We start from the raw sequence: 19,124 nt of genomic DNA, 5'->3' as shown, positions 1-19,124 counted from the left end.
ATTTATTCACTTAATTTTTACTAGGGCTTTTAATAGTACATCCAGAGGGTATCGTAAAAATATGCAAAATTCTTAAATTTTTTTTAATTTTGTAACTAGGGAAAAGTGACAAAAATTGATTTTCCCCTTTAGTTTTGTTAGTATTATTGTATCAATACAAGAGTTGAGTTATATCGAATTGGGGTTATGTGGATGATTTTTTAATAAAGGTAATCTTTCTCCTCTAAAAATTTCTTCACTAGATTTTCCCATTTCTTCTAATAATTCTAGCAATTCACCTCCTAGTTTTTGACCGATAATAACGGAGGGAGTAAAAAAACTTAAAGCGATAGATGTTAAAAATGTTCGATCGAGTTTATCATTCATAATTTATATTTGATAATGATGGATTACTATTTACTATTTTATAACGCTTCAAAAGCGATGCCTTCAAGGTTGAAACTATTACTATAATCGTTAATCACATTTTCAGTTTCTGGAAGTGCCGTGTAAAGATAACTACCCGGAGAATCAGCATTTTGAAAACGAGTAATATTGTTTGTTATTTGTGAGCCTTTTCCATAGGCATAAAAAGCAACCCCCTCATCGATAAACTGGGGATAGTTACCACGAATTGACTCACTTTCTTCCTCTCCTGCGTAAATATATGCACCCTCAAGGCTACTATTGCGAAAACGATTAAAGGCAACTAAATCATCTTCGGGGGTATCAGACACATAAAAAGCTAATCCCTCCTCTATAAAACTATCACTATAGTTACTTAATACCGACTCTCTTTCTTCTTCACCCACATAGAGATAACTACCAACAGTGTTTAAACTGCGAAAACGATACATAGCAGTATCTAAAAGAATTTCGGGAGTGTCACCACTGGCAAAAAATCCTCTTTTATGAATAATGCCATTTTGTGCACCATCTAAGTCGTAATAGCTACCATCTTCAAGGTGTAAAATAACGCCATCATTTTTACTATCCCCATTCTCATCAAATAATTGCGCACCTACCTCACCATCAAAGTTAAAAGGCTCATATTTTTCGGTTTCACCATTGAAGATATAGTAATTATCAAAATTTTCGTTACCATCAAAATAAATTTTTGTCTCTGCTTTTCCCTCATTAGCAGTTATGCGAAACTCTAAATCTCCATTCATCACGCTTAAAGGTCGATCGAGTATGATATGATTCCAATTGCGTATTTGTCCATCAGTGGGATTGACATAAAGGGAAAATCGATCGTTAATAGCTGTATCACTTTCTTTTTCGAGGGTGACGAGTAAACCAAATTCCCTTGTGCCAGTATAAACATCATCTAAAGGTAAAGGCACAGAAACGGTTTTAGTTGTCTCTCCGGGGGCAAATATTACTCTACCTAACACGGGATGATAGTCACTTCCTGCTTTTGCTCGTCCATCAGTACTGATATAATGGGCTTGGACATATGTATCTAAGTCTCCCGTGCGTTGAATCGTAAATTCCACTTCTCTACTAGCTTCGTTGGCGGTAGGATTCGAGACAAATAAACGAGTTTGAGTGTTATCTACATCATCAGTAGTAAAAACATCCCTAGAAATTTCTTGACGAGATTTAGCGGAAACAGAGGCACTCTCGTCAATTTCTGGGATATTAATAACTTCAGGGTTGTTGGTAGAAGGTGCAGAAAATTCAATACTAGCATTGCCATTAGCCACAAAAATATTGTCAAATTCTACTCGCACATAGGTAGGATTATTGCTAGTGCCAAAATTATTAACAGTAAATTCGATCGAATTATTGCCTGACACAAAGCCCTCATCCAGAGTGAAAGGGACAAAACCAGTATTATAATTAGGGTTTGCTGATAGATTTTGAGTAACTCCATTTACCTTAATAGCAATACCTTCATCATCACTCCCCCATTCTCCATTAATAGATAAACTATTAGGGTTGACAGTATCAGGAATGACAAAATTAGTAACGTAAGTATAGTCACCCGGCACAGTACTTAGTACGTTACTACTATTGCGTTGATTAGGTTGAATGTAACTTGATATATTATCATTGCCAGTGGTAATAATTATCTCTCCTACGCTTCCGGTAGGGAATGAGGTTAATTCATAATGTAAATCACCAATAGTGCCATTGGGAATAATCACCCCCGAATCATTTACTCCCGTGTTATATAGGGAAAAATCGAGGGGAGAATAATTGACATCGTTAAGACTGTTGACTAAAACGGTGGCTGATGAGGTATTAGAAGTATAGCGGATGAATCTTTGATTGTATTGGTTAACAAATCCGTCTTGTTGAAAATCTGAACTAAGATTGAGAGTATCATCTTTATCCATCACTACTGTAATGGTGTTATTTTCTGAGATTTGATTAACGGTTAAAGAGTTGAGGGTGAGAGTATTTGCCCCATAATCTTCGATGACGAGAATTTCTAAGTTGTGTAAACGCCCAGAATATTTCGTTAAATCCCAATCCTGCCCGTTATAACCAGTGAATTTTAATATATCCGTGCCAGTGCCACCATCGATACGGCGGAAATAAGTATCACTAACGGTGATAAAGTCATCATCATTTGCACCATAGGCAACATCAACGCCACCATTGGTGTAAATTTGATCATCTCCTTGACTACCGATAAATGTTTCTCCTGTGGCTGTACCAAGCATTATATCATCACCGATCGAACCTATTTGATTAATTTTTTGGGTGAAGTCGCTACCAAACAGCACAAAACTCAAATTATCATCATTACCCGGCGCACCGATAACAAAGTCACTGAATCCATCACCGTTAACGTCATCTCCCCCGTCAAGGGCAATTCCTGCTTGTGAACTTGGTAAACCTTCGATGGTAAAACCGTTATCATTAGAGTTATCAGTGGGATTTTGATTATTATTCAGACTTCTTAAGTCAAAGGGGTTATCTTTAGAGTATTGACTTCCCCAACTCGTGCCACCGAATACCACCGTTACCACTCCATCTTCTGTTTTTTCACTGGTTAGAGAAGTATTAGGAGATGCGATCGCAATATCATCAAAACCATCACCATTAGTATCACCGATCGAGCTAAAATTAGTAATGTTATAAAGATCATCACCATCAGAAACCGTGGGATAAGCTAAAACCACATCAGGGAGAGAAGTATTCGTTATACCAGTAGTTTTACCATAGTAAATTAACACTGCACCTTGATTATTTTTATAAACGAAATTATCAGGAAATCCTAACCCAGAAATGTAACCTTCAGCCAAGACAGCAAAATCCTCAATACCATCCCCATTGAAATCACCAATACCTTCAAGTTGACTGCCTAATTGTTGAGTTTGATTGGCTTCGTAAAAAGGTACAGATTGATAGATATTAAGAGAATCATTATTTAACCCTGCCATTGCTACATAAATACTTTGATTGAAAAATGTGGCATAGGGTGCATCATCAATCACATTATCACTAAGTGCGATCGCATTCGTCCAGTTAACTCCATCAGTAGAAGTAGGATAAAATAACTGAAAATCATTGCCACCGCTAGAAGTTGCCCCCTCATGGAATAAATAAAGTCGATCGTTTACCCCCACAATGGAAGGGCCTTCAGAACTAGCAAACTGTGATAATACTGTGCGATTCCAATCTGTGCCATTACCACTAGAAGCAACATTGAGAGAATTATTACCATTACCGGTAAAAGCCACATATAGTGTATCGTTAAGAATAGTTGTACTAACACGATGATCACTAGACTGGTTAAAACCACTAGCAAATACATTCTTTTTCCCACTCCAACTGCTACTGTTAGCGGTATCAGAAACAGAGTAAATAATATCTCTAGTACCATCATTAGAGATAAAAAACACATACAATTGATTTTGAAACTCAATCAAAGAAGGCCCATTAATGCTTTCCTGAAACTGATTATTGCCAGTTACCTGAATAGGGTTATTGAAACGAACTCCTGCTACACTACTGCTATCCTCAACAGCAGAAGCATACATAACTTTTTCAGAGGTATCGGTAAAACCTAAATAGAGGGTATTATTGAATACTGCTAAAGATGTTTTCTCACTGGTTTGAAAACTACTGCCTAAATTAACTTCTCCTTCCCAGTTATAACCATCACGACTTCTTTGCACCCAAAGATCGTTATTATTATTATCATTGCGTACCATATACAAATAACCGTTATAAGTGACGATGGAAGGGGATAAGTCCACTCCCTGATCACTGATACTGGGGTTTATCGTGCCATCCGTTGAACCATATATAGCCCATTGATTAGATTGTAATGCGCCTAAGTAAAGAGAAGCATCAAAGGGATTAATGGTGACAGGATTGTTAAATTGAAAATTACTGTTACCGAGATAGGAGGTAAATTGTCCATTACCAATGGGGTTATTATCATCAATAATATTAGCTTGAGGTAATCCATAACCAAAATCATCATAACCATCGCCATTAAAATCCCCTAATCCTCCAATGGTAAAGTTTTCTAAACTCATTTCCATCAAGCTATTAGTGATACTTCCTTCAGCATTACCTAAAAATAGTTGAATTTGTCCGTCCTTTTCCGCTACAAAATCATCATAACCATCACCGTTATAGTCTCCTATGGTATTAACGTTAAGGGCATTATTAATCACAAATTCTGTGAGGGTTAAATTTCCTTGAGAGGCAAGGTTAGAATTTCCCAAAATTAGGTAAAAATCGCCATTGTCTGATAACACGCCAAAATCTTTTAAACCATCGCCGTTATAATCTCCTAGTTTTATTGCATCTACAATTAAATTATTTTCTAGGGAGATAATTAAATCTTGACTACCACTAGCACTGTCTAATAAATCTTGAGTGCTACTACCAAAGACAATAACTAATTTCCCTTCTCCTCCTGAGAGAATATCTGCAAAACCATCTCCATTAACATCCCCCAAAATTATATTTATGTTTCCGGCTTCGATCGAGCTTAAATAGGGAATATCCGAACTAATAATATCTATGGCATTATTTTGATCTGGATAGCTAATAATTAATTCTTCTCCTGAAATAATAGGAGTGGGAGTGGCTATAGCATTTTGAGAGGAAATGAGGGAAAATTCAGACCAATTATTACCATTATTAGAATTGCCTAAATAAATGTTATTGCTACTATCTCGATAAGTCAGATAGAGATTATTTTGATCCGATGTTAAACCAACTGTACCTGTCGCTTTTATCTTTTCCTCTTGATGTAGATTCCAAGAGAGGCTATTCAAATCTGTGTCATCAGTCCAACTAATGTAATAGTTTGTAGAAGGGCTACTTTTTGTTCCTCCCTCATAGGCAATATAAAGATTATCATTTAAAACCGTAGCACTCATGGCGTTAGCCGATGTTTGATTACTACCTCCTGATGATGTCAATATAGTTTTATTGGATGACCAAGAATTAACCGATTGAGGATTATTTGAATGAGTATAAATGAGACGACTTTGAGAATCATTGGAGGTAAATAAAACCAGTAATTCTCCTTGATAAACAACTAATGTGGGAGTGTCTGGGGTTGATTGTCCTGAAATTTGATATTGATTACTCCAAGTTTGACCATTATTGGTGCTGTAGGTGATGTTAATTTGATCATTTCCTACCCCTTTATAAGCTAAATATAAAACACCATTATAAAATGCGATCGAAGGTGGTTTATCTGTTGTCATGCCACTGGGAAGACTGATAAAATTACTCCATGTTTGCCCTCGATCGCTACTGGTTGTAAGATATAAATTATTGTTACTTATACCTTTATAGGCAAGATACACAACCCCATTATTGGTTGCTAAGGCAGGAGAGGTATTTAGTTGTTGTTGAGAAACGGGAATCCCACCAAGATTAAAGCTACTGTAAGAATTGCCATCTATGACAAAACCATTATTTGCAGAAATATTCGCTAGTTTGATACTACCATTATCTGCTAACCAAGGATGACCATAAACACTATAAACTTGCCCTGCATTGGGGGCGCTTATCATTAAATCATTGACACCATCATTATTTATATCACCAATACCGCTACCTGCTGTACCTGCTAACTGATAAGGCAGACTACCATTAAGTAAAAAAGTGGTTTTACTGTCATTGGCGGTGACATTGAGATCAAATGTTTTACCAATCTGACTTAAATCCAAAGGGCCAAAAATTACATAACTCTGCCCTGTGCCGTTTCCTGCTTGGGGTGCAGTAATTAAGAAATCTTCGTATTCATCTTGGTTTAAATCCCCTGCGGAGGTAATCACCGCCCCTGTTTCACTTTTGGCAATGCCTCCCACAATATTGAGATTCGCCACAGTGGCTAAGTTTTGACGGTTACTGTTATCCGAAACCCCTCCTCTGACAACATATACCCCACCATTATTATCGTTTGCTCCCTCAGATGCGATCGCCAAATCTTGAGTACCATCTCCATCTAAATCAGCACTTGCTAAAGCACTTCCTGCTAAAATATTGTTAGCTGTGCCGTTACTATTAGCTATATTTGCCCCCGTGTAACTAACATAGGGAGTCGAGGAGAAAGTATTGCTCGTTGTGCCGTTACTCCGAAATACATACACCGCCCCCAATTGCACAGAGGAAGAACTAGGATAACTATTTAGATCATTAGTACCATCAGGTAAATCATCTGCCCCGGGCCAATCATTATCTACATTTCCGTTATATCCGATCGCACCTATAATTAGATCATCAGAGGTATTTTTCGTAAAAGTAAGAGGATTACTTGAGCCTTTATAGGAGGAAACTTCTAGGGCATAACCTGCTAATTCTCCCTCAATTTGTGAACTATAGACAGTGGAATAGTTACTATTTCCATCATAGGCAACATAAACCTCTCCGTTACCATTATTAGCCCCCGGTGTACCAATAGCAATATCTGCTCTGTTACCACCGTTGAAATTTCCTACCGCCACAGAATACCCAAATGCGATCGAGCCTGAGATATTAGATATGATACTATAACCTTGAGAGCCTAAATTAGTGACATCAATGGTTTTACCTGCTAAACTAGCTGAACCATAGATAACATAAACTGCACCCTGTCCATTATTAACGTTAGGCGCACCAATAATCAAATCATCAAAACCATCCCCATTAACATCACCAGTGGCTAAACTAAGGGTATAATCACTGTTACCATCCCCTCCATCTGCTATACCTTTAATCAAAACTCCGTCAGGATTTCCTGATAAATCAGTGGTTGTTAGGGGATTCGTCTCACCATTACTTAATACACTACCGCCACCGAATAATATTTGTATCGTGCCATTTTCTAACACATTGCCTTCTGTATCCGTATAACCACGATTGCCGATAATAACATCGGTTTTGCCGTCACTGTTTAAATCGCCATTGGTGATGACATAGCCTATAGCAGAATTATCTGTATTGGTAATAAAACCGCTATCAATTAAAGCCAAAGAAGAATCATTAGCTTCGGTAACAGTAGCAACTCCCATCACTTGATTAGAGTTAATGGTTGTGGGTTCGCTGGTTACATCCGCAGAGGAAAAGTTGACAGGATTACCCCCATTGATAGAATATTGGAAATTAGATAAAGTGGAAGGGTCATTAGTTCCAGCATCTACAAGTAAGTCAAAATCTAGGGTAGGATTGAGAACAGTGTAAGCAAAACCCTCATTAGGATTCAAAGGATTCAGTAATTTATTATCTTGTACAACCCCTAATTGATTACCTTCTCCTGTACCAATACTCCATGTTAAAGTAGTACCTGAGCCTGTTTGAGCAGTAACTTCGATCGAATTTATTACCGTGTTGATAATTTGATTGGTGAGATTGAGAGGTAAATAAATATCAGGTGTGCCATTAGGGGTAATATTACCATTATTGTTAGCTGGAGTGGCAGAAACTATATCCCATTCAGGCTTATTAGCAGAGGATAATTGAGTAGGGATAACTTGAAATTCTGGCTCAATTTGTTCAGGATTTTCCCAGATATTTGATTCTGAGTCGTAGGTGACATAATAACTTTTCGCCCCTGATGGGGTTGGGGTGATATATTGGGATTTATATTTATTGCCAATGTCGTTAGTATTGAGTAGAATTTGGGCAACATCCGAACCCGTTAAATTATCAATATCATTAAAATTACTAGGGGTATCGCTATAACTGAGTGCCTTGTTATAAAAAGCTACTTCGTCAAGATAGATACCATTAGAGTTATTTGGATCAGCTAAGGTTATAGTAGTGTTATCGGGAATATCTAAATTGAAAGTATCGACATTTTGCCCTGTATTAGTCGAGTATATCTGTAAAGGTTCACTATTTAGATAAAGTTCGATCGAACCATTAGTTTCATCGTAAGTTAAAACGATATAATACCAATCACTAGGAGAAATTGAAAATCCGTCTCGTGTTTGCAGACTTTCACCATTGATATTGAGAGTGAAAAATGAATCATTGCCAGATTTGACACGGGCAGAAAAATTGAGGATATTTTCTAAAGCGATTAGATTAACACTTTGATTCTCATTTACGGCGGTAGGCTTAAACCAAAATTCAAGACTGAAAGAGTTACCCGATAAAGGAATTACCTCAGATGTGGCACTAGAGATTTGATTATTTCCAGCCTTAAACCATACTGAAGTATTAGAATCTCCTTTACCAGTGGTAGTATTTTCCAATGCACCCTGTTGACTAAAAGTCACATCGTCACCGCTATAAGTGCCATTACCTCCTGCCCCTAAAATACCCTCATTAATTAGGGTTGTACCTTCAGTTTCTGCTAAACGATAATAGATTAAAGGTTCACCAGATGTGGTTAACTCATAATAGGAAGGAGGTTGAGTTTCTGTCCAAAATACCGCAGGTTGCCCATTTAACGAGGTGATGGTTAATTCAGTAAGAGGATCAGGTTTAGCACTATTGGAGAGGATTTGAGGATTACTCCAGTTTGCTTCTCCATTATCATAGGATAGAGTTGACCAATAAATATTATTTTCCCCGTTGTTGGTATTTAACCACACCGCCATCAAATTACCATCAATCCCTTTCCCTAATGCTATTTTACTATCTGTTCCTGCTAAAGTTTCAATAGCTTCTGCAATAGTCCATTCTCCACTGTCTGGATTATAAATAGAGTAATAAAGATCGGAAGTAGCTAAAATATCGGTTATATTCTCAAATTGTTCTTGAGTATAGTATTCTCCCGGAGTTAAATTAACAGGAATATTCGTGCTATCGATATTTGCCCAAACAATGACACTATTTCCCTCTTGATCTAAAGCTGTAACAGGATATAAATTTAAACCAGTAGAACCGGGAATGCTAGTAATATTAGATAATAAATTATTCCCTGAAGAACCAAAACCATATTTAATAACTGTAGTGGGAGTATCAGGAGAAGTGATAACAGGGGCGTTACTAATATCTGCTACCACGCCACCGCTACCTGTTAACTGTTGTTGAGTTTGGGCATTACTGCCCGTATAACTAACCGTCACTAAATCCCCAATACCAATCAGATTTGAGCCATTCGGGGCTTCAACGGTCAAAATAACGGTATTATTGTTAACGGTGATGGTAGGATCGACAATATAATTAACTCCGTTACTAATAACCTCAAATTGGTTATTGATGGGATTTCCGCTCAAATTTTGGTCAAAAACAAGGGTAATTTTATTACTGTTAATGTTTTCGACGATCGAACCTATACCGAGTAAAATAGGAGCATTATTAGTACCAGTAATATTCGTTAAAGCGAGATTTTCAAAATTATCAATCCATAGTTTAGTGTTAGTCGTGCTGTTGAGGATATAAAGACTTTCGTTGTTATTACTGGTGGAAGCAATTTGATAATCAATGGTTAATGGAGTATCTTGGGATACAGCTCGATCGAGGGTTAAGGTGATACTATTACCTAAATTACTAATATTCTCAACGGTGTAACTATTACTATTTTCATCAGTGACGGTAAATTGACTCAAATTTGGTTCATTTCCCCCAGAATTACCTAAAGTATCCACAAAATTGAGAGTAATAACACTGCCATTAACAAAACCTGCTATGGGTTGAATGGGAGGCACATCTGCAACCCAAGTCGCTAAAACAGAGCCACCACTGGTTAAACTAAGATTGAGAAAGCTATCTTCACTTAAATCCGCTTCAATGTTTTCTAATGCTGATTGAGTTTTAATTGCTAAAGAATTACTGTAATTTTGACTGTTGCCCGTAGTAGGGTTAAAAGTGTAGTTAAAAGTATCAGGGGTATTGTTTTCTACTGATAAATTGTTGATATTGGGGATAAGATTCCCGTTAGTATCCACTAAACCTTGATTATTCGTAAAACTTAAAACAATGGGGTTTTCTGTGGTGTCAGGATTATCTGAGGTTAAATAGTTAGCATTAGCAGAAGGAGGAATAACATTTTCTAGCTGTAAAATGACAGAAGTATCAGAATTTCCTTGTAAAACGTTAAAAACTGCGATTATTTCCTCATTACCGCTTATATTCGTAACAGTGATAGTAAAATCATCAGGATTCGGTAACTCTGTAAAATTTGCCCCCAAATCCACATATAATAATGAGCCTATCACTTGAGCTTGAGATTCACTAGCTAAAACTAAATTTGCAGTAACGGCATTTGAAGTATCATCATTGTCAAAAATAGTCCATGACCAACCCGGATAAAAGTCTAAACCAAAGCCAATAGGACCTAATTTGACGTTAAAATCAATGGGGAAGTTAAGGGTAAAAGTGGTGTCTGTATCTCCTAAACCCCAGTTAACGGCGGCAGTTGTGCCTATATCAACACCTAAACTGAAGATAGGGATAATGGGGATTTTTAATTCTCCACTCAATCCTGCACTGATAATCGGAAATCCGATCGTACTACTAAAGTCTAGCCCTTCAGCAATACCGTTGATATAAGCGCCAAAAGTCTCTCCTAAACTAATAGCTAAATCTGCAAGGATGGCACTAGATAAATTACTACTGTTATCTAAAGTTAATAATAAGATAGTACCTTGAGCTAAAGCACCGGCACCTAAAACCCCTAAAGCCGCTCCAAAATTATCGGGGAAATAATCCCCCCCAATGGGATCAGGAATACCCGTAATTTCCCAATCTGCACCAATGCTACCAGTTAAATCAAGGGTGAAAAATCCAGCAGTTTCGGCGGCGGAAACAATAGGAAATTTTAAGGATGCACTCAAAGTAATTTTATCTAGTATTTGAGTTAAATCGAAGGGGGAATTAGGCTCAAAACTGTATTTAGAATCAACAGATGCACCAATACTAATGGGTGATTTTGACTTGTCTTCTCCTCCTGCATCATTTTTGACTTTCCAAGGTGCGGTTAATTCTAGGGGGGTTTTTACCTTTAAATTGGCTACGGTTTCCACAAATAACGATCGATCCTGATTACCTAACCACTCTGGAGATACCCCAGTTTTTAAGACTCCCTCAATCTCAAAAATCTCGAAAAAGGGTTTGATGATCGATCGTAAAAAGCTATCATTAGGGGTACTATCGATTAATTTCCATGAGTCGAGTAAGCTACCAGAAAAGTATATTTGGGCATTCCATGAGCCTAATAAACCTGTAAATGAGCTATCGTCAGAGGCTAAAATGGTTTCATTAAAAGCCAAAATCTCGTTATCGGTGAAGGGATTATAAGAGGCATTTCTAATCACCCCTGTATCAACCACCCCATTATTGACAAGAAGAGGAGAATAAACAGCCTTAGCAGTAGCTACATTTTGAGGGGCATCGAATAAGCTACTATCAACAGTAAATTTCTGAAAATAAACGTCTGTATCTTCTTTTATGGATAAATTTGAGCCATTATCGATATTAACTTTCGTACTAACTACTATTATCTCATTATCTTTAACTATAACTCTTGGCTCTAAATCTGCGACTTCATCAACGGTTAAGGGTTGAGGTGTGTCTAACCATTGTAAATTTTGAACTTCATCATATTGCGCGGCGGTATAATATAATTCACTATCGTTTTTATCTCCTTCTTGCCATACCACTGCTAACCCCGGTAACTGACTTTGCCCTTCACTAATTAAACCATCACTGATGACTAAGTTAAGATTACTTACAGTTTGATTACCTAGAGATACGATCGAGGTTGCATTCTCCCATGTGCCTGAATTTTCGTCATAGGTGGCATGATATATAAATTCATTATCTGCCCAAACAATGTGATTTATACCAGTAGAGGGATCGATCGATGTAGCGGTACGATGAGATGCAAGATTAAGAGTCATAAAACAACCACCTTAGTTTTCTATAGCAATAAATTTTAAAAGATAATTTCAAAATTCTCTTAATTTTTAGATCTTTCGTATTAATTCTTAATAAACTAAAATATATATCAATCTTAACTTAAATTGATTAAAGATTACACCCTATTTAAAAACAGTAAATAACAGTTGAGTTGATTAATAAACAAAAGTTTTAATAAAAGATATTGCTCTACAATGGAAGGTGATTAAAATAATATTGCTCTAATTATTGGATATTAATAAAAAATTTATTTATTATGAAACTTAGGAATAATTTGTACTTTTAATGATAAAAATTTACATTGCTTTTCTAATGAATCAACTACATTTTTTATCTCTCGCAACCCCCTTTTATTCGCCCGAATAGGGAGGGTGCAAAGTCGCAAAGATAATTCAACTATTTATATTAATATTTGTGCATCGAATTGAATTTGAAAAAATCATCGTACTTCAGTAATTATGTTCTATTATTTTCTGCACCACTAAGATCTTGTAAAAAATTATTGATACTTTTAATTGTCTTTTCTTTTTCTGACATATTACCTGTGAGATCGATCCCAATTTCTAAACCTCGATGTAAAATTATTTTAGGTTTTAATACTTTATCGCCATCACTATCTTTTTCTTCTAACATTTCAATCCTTTTTATTTCTCCTAATCTATATTCTTTTATTACTGATTTAAAAGGATTATCTTCTCTCATAAAAAATTTTCCTTTAGTCTTATCAAAGATGCAATAAATTTGTCTAAAAAATGTTAGTGAAGCGACCATTAAAGAACCACCAACCAATACAAAAATCCCTCCAAAAGGATAAGCAAAAAAACGATCATCTTGCTTAATTATTAAACTATCTTCGTTACTATTTTTAATAAAACTTTTAATTTTTTTTAATTTTTTTCGCTTATTTTTACTCCCTGAACTATATACTTCTGCTAAAGGAATTTTTCCCTGAGAAGTTATTAATTCTATTCGATAAGTTTCTCCATCATCACTGTCGCTAACACCTAATTCAACTTCATATAATTGAGGAATATTAATAGTTTCCTTTCTCATTAAACCTTGTCTTGTTAATTGACAAGATATTTGTTGAGTTTCAATTTGAGCCTGTGGAATTATTGCATGATTGCATTTTAAAGTATTTAATTTACCTAAAAAAATAATAACAGCTATTCCTGCACTAAAAAATGGGGTAGCAAAAAGAAATAAAAATAACCTCCCTAAATAAATTTTATTTGTATTTTCTAGATGTAATAATTGTGAATTTTCCTCAACAATTTTCATAGTTTTACTTAATAAAAATACACTGAAATTTGAATTTAATAGTTCAATATATAATAAAAATTTTAAATTATTTCCAAATAGCTCTTAAGCACAATAATTACTATGCCTATTTATCCTTTATCAATAAAATTTAACAATAAAAATTCAAAAAATAGGCTAATCTTTTATCCTAGTGGAGTTTCTATTTATATATTTGATTATGACACAACCGACAATTGAATCTATTTTAAAAGAAAAACGTACTTTTACCTCTCCCTCAGAATTTGCAAAAAAAGCACAAATTAAAAGTTGGGAAGACTATCAAGCATTATATCAACAATCAATTGCTGATCCCTTAGCTTTTTGGTCTGATTTAGCTGAAAAAGAGTTAAATTGGTTTCAAAAATGGGATCAAGTCCTTGATTGGAGTAACCCCCCTTTTGCCAAATGGTTTGTTAATGGAAAGATAAATATTTCTTATAATTGTCTCGATCGACATTTAACCACTGGTCGTCGTAACAAAGCTGCTATCATCTGGGAAGGAGAACCTGGTGACAGTCGTACTTTAACTTATGCCCAATTGCATCGAGAAGTTTGTCAATTTGCCAACGTCATGAAGCAGTTAGGAGTCAAAAAAGGTGATGTAGTAGCAATTTATATGCCTATGATACCTGAAGCAGCGATCGCTATGTTAGCCTGTGCTAGAATTGGGGCTGTGCATAGTGTCGTATTCGGAGGATTTAGTGCCGAAGCCCTCAGAGACAGAATTAACGCCGCATCTGCTAAATTAGTTATCACTGCTGATGGTGGTTTCCGTAAAGATAAAGTAGTCGCCCTTAAAGAGCAAGTTGACTTGGCTATCGACGATAATCAAGCCCCTAGTGTAGAAAACGTCCTAGTTGTGCAACGAACTAAAGAAAAAGTATATATGGAACCGGGACGAGATCATTGGTGGCATGACTTACAAGCTGGAGTTTCTGCCCATTGCCTTCCTGAAGAAATGGATAGCGAAGATATGTTATTTATTCTCTACACCAGTGGCAGTACTGGCAAACCGAAAGGAGTGGTACACACTACGGGGGGTTATAACCTTTACTCTCACATGACGACTAAATGGATTTTTGATCTGCGAGACGATGACGTTTATTGGTGTACTGCCGATGTGGGTTGGATTACAGGACATAGTTACATCGTTTATGGCCCTCTTTCCAACGGTGCGACAACAATTATGTATGAAGGAGTACCTCGCCCTTCTAATCTGGGTTGTTTTTGGGATGTTATCGAGAAATACGGAGTAAATATTTTTTATACTGCTCCTACTGCCATTCGTGCCTTTATCAAAATGGGTGAACATCATCCTAACGCTCGGGATTTATCATCTTTAAGGTTGTTGGGTACGGTGGGCGAGCCCATTAACCCAGAGGCTTGGATATGGTATCAGAAGGTGATAGGCAAAGAAAAATGTCCCATCGTCGATACATGGTGGCAAACAGAAACAGGAGGTATTATGATTACTCCTTTACCCGGTGCAACTCCTACCAAGCCCGGATCCGCTACTCATCCTTTCCCCGGTATTATGGCGGATATTGTGGATTTAGAGGGCAACCCCGTTGATGATAACGAGGGTGGTTATTTGGTGATAAAACATCCCTGGCCAGGTATGATGCGTACGGTTTACGGTGATCCCGAGCGATTCCGTAACACCTATTGGGAACATATACCTCCTAAAGATGGACAATACTTATATTTTGCGGGGGATGGTGCGAGACGGGATGAAGACGGGTATTTCTGGGTAATGGGACGTGTGGACGATGTGATTAACGTGTCGGGGCATCGTTTAGGTACGATGGAGGTAGAATCGGCGTTGGTGTCTCATCCTGCGGTTGCTGAGGCGGCGGTTGTGGGTAAACCAGATGATATTAAAGGGGAAGAAATCTTTGCTTTTGTCACTCTTGAAGGTGATTTTACCCCTAGCGATGAGTTGGCAAACGAACTCAAAGCCCATGTAGTACAAGAAATTGGTGCGATCGCCCGTCCCGGAGAGATCAGATTTACTGATGGAATGCCCAAAACTCGATCGGGCAAAATTATGCGTCGATTATTGCGTAGTCTGGCTTCTGGCCAGGAAATTGTCGGGGATACTTCTACTTTAGACGATCGTAGCGTCTTAGATAAATTAAGAGAGGGAGCATAATTTTTTTAGTTGGGGTGGATTTTTCCACCTTTTTTCAAAAATCAAAATTTAAAGTCATAAAATCCTAAATTTTGTGCGTTGCCACAATCTTTTGATTAGTGTAAAGTATGGTGTATGAAAAATAAACATTATGGAGTAGTATTAGTCACTGTTAATAATCAAAAAGAAGCAGAATCGATCGCAAAAACTTTGGTAGAAGAATCTTTGGCTGCTTGTGTAAATTTTATGCCGATTACTTCTGTTTATCGTTGGCAAGGTGAAGTCTGTTGTGATTCAGAGTGGCAATTGATTATTAAGACTGATTTAAAACTTTTTCCCCGTCTTGAAAATAGAATTAGAGAATTGCATTCTTATGATGTACCTGAAATGATTGCTTTACCAATTATTAAAGGTTCTCAACCTTATTTAGATTGGGTACAACAAAACGTTATAAATTTTTAAATTATTAGAAATTATTATGGGATATGTGATTAGTACCGTTAATATGAAAGGCGGTGTAGGCAAAACTACTTTAACTGTTAACTTAGCTACCTCTTTAGCAAAAAATTTTAATAAAAAAGTTTTGGTTTTAGATTTAGATGCTCAAATTAGTGCAACTTTAAGTTTATTAGCTCCTCATGAATTTGGAAAGTTAAGGAAAAAACGAAAAACTTTGAGTTATTTGATTGATGGAGTTATTCAACCCAATCCTTATGCAAAGTTAGATATTCACGATTTAATTAGTCCTTCTATCTGCGGTTTATCTCAATTAGAGTTGTTACCCGGAGATATTGAATTATACGATGAATATTTAGTTTCAGAAATGTTGCATCAAAAAGCGGTTAACGAAAATAAGATCGAACATTTTGATTCTGTTTGGAACAATTTTGAAAGACTTTTGATTCGTGATATTTTAGAACCGATCGTTAATGATTATGATTTTATTATCATGGATTGCGCTCCCGGTTATAATCTTTTGACTAGAAGTGCGATCGCAGCTAGTGATTTTTATTTATTACCTGCTCGACCTGAACCTTTATCATTAGTAGGAATACAGTTACTAGAAAGGAGAGTAAAAAAATTAAAAGGTAGTCATCAAGATGATGATCCTCTGAAATTGCAATTACTAGGAATCGTATTTATTCTTTCCGAGGGGGGGTTATTTGGTCGTTATGATAAATATTATGATCAGGTCAAAAGAAGGGTTAAACAAGATTTTACGATCGATCAAATGTTTGCTACAGATATTCCTATGGATGTGAATGTAGCGAAAGCAGTGGATTTATTTATGCCTGCGGTGTTGACTTCCCCTAATTCTAATGGTTCAAAAGCCTTCTTGAAACTAACAGAGGAGTTTTTAGGTAAAATAAATGGTTTTGAACAAAATCAGCAGTAGGATCAATTCTTCACTATTCATTCGTATCATTATTAACGACTCCGTCTGGTTGATCTAATTCTACGGTGGGGCCTAAATCCATAACCTCAATGTCCCACTGACCACGACGAGCTGTTTCAAAAATGACATAACGACCATCAGGACTAATACGGGGGTTTCTTAACCAACTGCGATACCCTTGAGTTAGTAATTTTGTTTGCTTTGTAGCTCGATCGAATAGAAAAATATCTGGTCTGCCTTGGATACTAGAAATATAAACGATATATCTCCCCGTACGACTCAAACTAGGACTATCGGTAATGGCATTGGGCAAATTTAAACCAGATATATCTACAAAAGAATTTTGTTGTAAATCATATAATAAAATTTCTCGCCCACCATAACGATTAGACACCATTACTAACCAACGACCATCACCACTAAGAAAAGGTTGTTCGTCATTATATCGACTGTTTAGGGATGTAGATAAGGGGGAGATATTATTCGAGGTACAACCGCCAATAATTAAAGAAAGAAGTAATAGTAAAAGTAACTTCAAAATTCAAAACCAAAAGATCACGAATCAAGAATAAATGGATAGATAAACTAAGTTTAAAGTTTTAATAATCAAAATTATCAGGTTTTGGTTGATTTTCGGGATTGTCATAGTCTTCGTTATTGCGATCGACATCGAGGGGTTGATAATCAACATATTCTGTTCCAACGCTAGAAACTATATCATCAGCAGATTTAGGGCGACGTTTTTGACTTCTTCTGGTAGGAGTTGGGGGTACATCCGATGAGGGACGGTTTGAAGAAGTACGACGAGTTGTTGAGGCATTATCTTCCCAATGATCGGGAGTTTCTTGCCAATCATCATATTGCTGATTCCCACGACGAGGGGGAGGATTATTCCGATTACGACTTACTGGAGGTTCTTGATTATAGTTGGAAGGACGGGTGCGACGAGGACGGGGAGGCTCTTCTTCATAAGTGCTACGGCGAGAAGTCGATCGAGGAGGAGTACCCTGTAAACGACGACGAGGAACTTGTTCTTCTTCCTCATAATCGTCCTCATAACCTTCTATTTGGTCTAATTCTGCCCGATAAACTCGGCTACCGGCTCGATCGTTATCCACATAAGAAGAAGATCTTCCTCTTACTTGAGTGCCGGTTACGGCTCTTAAACGAACTGATTCTATGGCGAAAAAAATTGCCGATCCTGCTAATAATAATTGAGAAAACTGAAGAATGGGGTCTAAACGCCAACCATGAAAAAATAAAATACCACCACACAGTAAGCCAACGGCGGCAAAAAATATATCATGATCTTTTGAAACTTCAGGTTTCCAAGAACGCATCGCATATAAAGCCCCTCCAGCCAAAAAGAGGATGATACCGAGAATACTAGCGGCATTAAAACCAAAATTAACCATGACTAAAACTTAAACTGCTATGTTGTTTCTATCCTATCAGACAATTAAGAATTACAAACTAATATAAACAAAACATTAAATTCTTATGGAGAGGGTTAGCTAAGGAATAATCTATGATTTTAAAGTAGGAACATTAAAAATTAGCGTAACCCAACATCTTAATATCGTTATGAAATAAGTTTTACATCTAATAGCCTAAGTAGTCTAAAGCGACTAATAAAATACTATTTAACTAACAAAATCTACTATTTGCTGGAAATTTTACCAAAAGCTAATATTTTTTTGAAAATCATTTAACTTCTCCATCGTGTTGACACTGACAAGAAATAAAACATAAGATTAGTTATTATTTACTTGTCAAGTACTGTCAACGAAAAAAGAGAGATTTAACGGCGAATTTTATCCACTTGACTGACGGCAATTAAGCCAATGGTGGCGGGAATAACTACGATCGCAGCACCCCAAACTAAGCTCCATAAAAAACTACTTAAAGAAGGTGTCATAACTTTTTTATACTTTGTGCTTACTAAAAATTGTTTATCCTATTCTACAATAACCTGTTACTGTAATGATTAAGTAATAATGAATAGTCAGAAATTTACAAAGATTTCATCTAAAACTC

At 36.4% G+C, this 19,124-nt stretch carries 9 protein-coding genes; 3 read left to right on the top strand and 6 right to left on the bottom strand.

Annotation, left to right across the window (positions count from 1 at the left end; all coding sequences use genetic code 11):
- Nucleotides 1–168: 168 nt before the first annotated feature.
- The 3 genes from GM3709_RS09835 to GM3709_RS09825 all read right to left on the bottom strand — a co-directional run bounded on the left by GM3709_RS09835 (nt 169) and on the right by GM3709_RS09825 (nt 13,539).
- Nucleotides 169–366, bottom strand: a complete 198-nt coding sequence (locus GM3709_RS09835; protein ID WP_066118757.1) for a hypothetical protein — start codon at nt 364–366, stop codon at nt 169–171.
- A 38-nt stretch (nt 367–404) separates the two neighbouring features.
- Nucleotides 405–12,239 carry a Calx-beta domain-containing protein gene (locus tag GM3709_RS09830; RefSeq protein ID WP_066118755.1) on the bottom strand — a complete coding sequence of 3,945 codons (11,835 nt, stop codon included), beginning with the start codon at nt 12,237–12,239 and terminating at the stop codon, nt 405–407.
- A gap of 475 nt (nt 12,240–12,714) precedes the next feature.
- On the bottom strand, nt 12,715–13,539 hold the full coding sequence (locus tag GM3709_RS09825) for a hypothetical protein (RefSeq protein ID WP_066118753.1): 825 nt from the start codon (nt 13,537–13,539) through the stop codon (nt 12,715–12,717).
- 199 nt (nt 13,540–13,738) lie between these two features.
- Between GM3709_RS09825 and acs the strand changes: the two genes are divergently transcribed.
- The 3 genes from acs (at nt 13,739) to GM3709_RS09810 (ending at nt 17,087) form a co-directional block, all read left to right on the top strand.
- Complete coding sequence (gene acs / locus GM3709_RS09820) at nt 13,739–15,712, top strand: acetate--CoA ligase (RefSeq protein ID WP_066118751.1); 1,974 nt, start codon at nt 13,739–13,741, stop codon at nt 15,710–15,712.
- A gap of 114 nt (nt 15,713–15,826) precedes the next feature.
- Entirely contained in the window at nt 15,827–16,153 is a 327-nt protein-coding gene (gene cutA, locus GM3709_RS09815) for a divalent-cation tolerance protein CutA (RefSeq protein ID WP_066118749.1), read from the top strand.
- A gap of 16 nt (nt 16,154–16,169) precedes the next feature.
- Nucleotides 16,170–17,087, top strand: coding sequence for a ParA family protein (locus tag GM3709_RS09810; protein ID WP_066118747.1), 918 nt, complete (start codon nt 16,170–16,172; stop codon nt 17,085–17,087).
- Between the two features lie 13 nt (nt 17,088–17,100).
- Here GM3709_RS09810 and GM3709_RS09805 read toward each other — a convergent pair whose 3' ends face one another.
- The 3 genes from GM3709_RS09805 to psbX all read right to left on the bottom strand — a co-directional run bounded on the left by GM3709_RS09805 (nt 17,101) and on the right by psbX (nt 19,005).
- On the bottom strand, nt 17,101–17,625 hold the full coding sequence (locus GM3709_RS09805; RefSeq protein ID WP_396229679.1) for a TolB family protein: 525 nt from the start codon (nt 17,623–17,625) through the stop codon (nt 17,101–17,103).
- Nucleotides 17,626–17,686: 61 nt separating this feature from the next.
- Nucleotides 17,687–18,502, bottom strand: coding sequence for a Ycf66 family protein (locus GM3709_RS09800; RefSeq protein ID WP_066118743.1), 816 nt, complete (start codon nt 18,500–18,502; stop codon nt 17,687–17,689).
- Between the two features lie 386 nt (nt 18,503–18,888).
- Complete coding sequence (psbX, locus tag GM3709_RS09795; RefSeq protein WP_066118741.1) at nt 18,889–19,005, bottom strand: photosystem II reaction center X protein; 117 nt, start codon at nt 19,003–19,005, stop codon at nt 18,889–18,891.
- Nucleotides 19,006–19,124: the final 119 nt, after the last annotated feature.

The organism is Geminocystis sp. NIES-3709, assembly GCF_001548115.1.
GTDB lineage: Bacteria > Cyanobacteriota > Cyanobacteriia > Cyanobacteriales > Cyanobacteriaceae > Geminocystis.
This window is presented reverse-complemented; position numbering and strand designations above follow the sequence as displayed.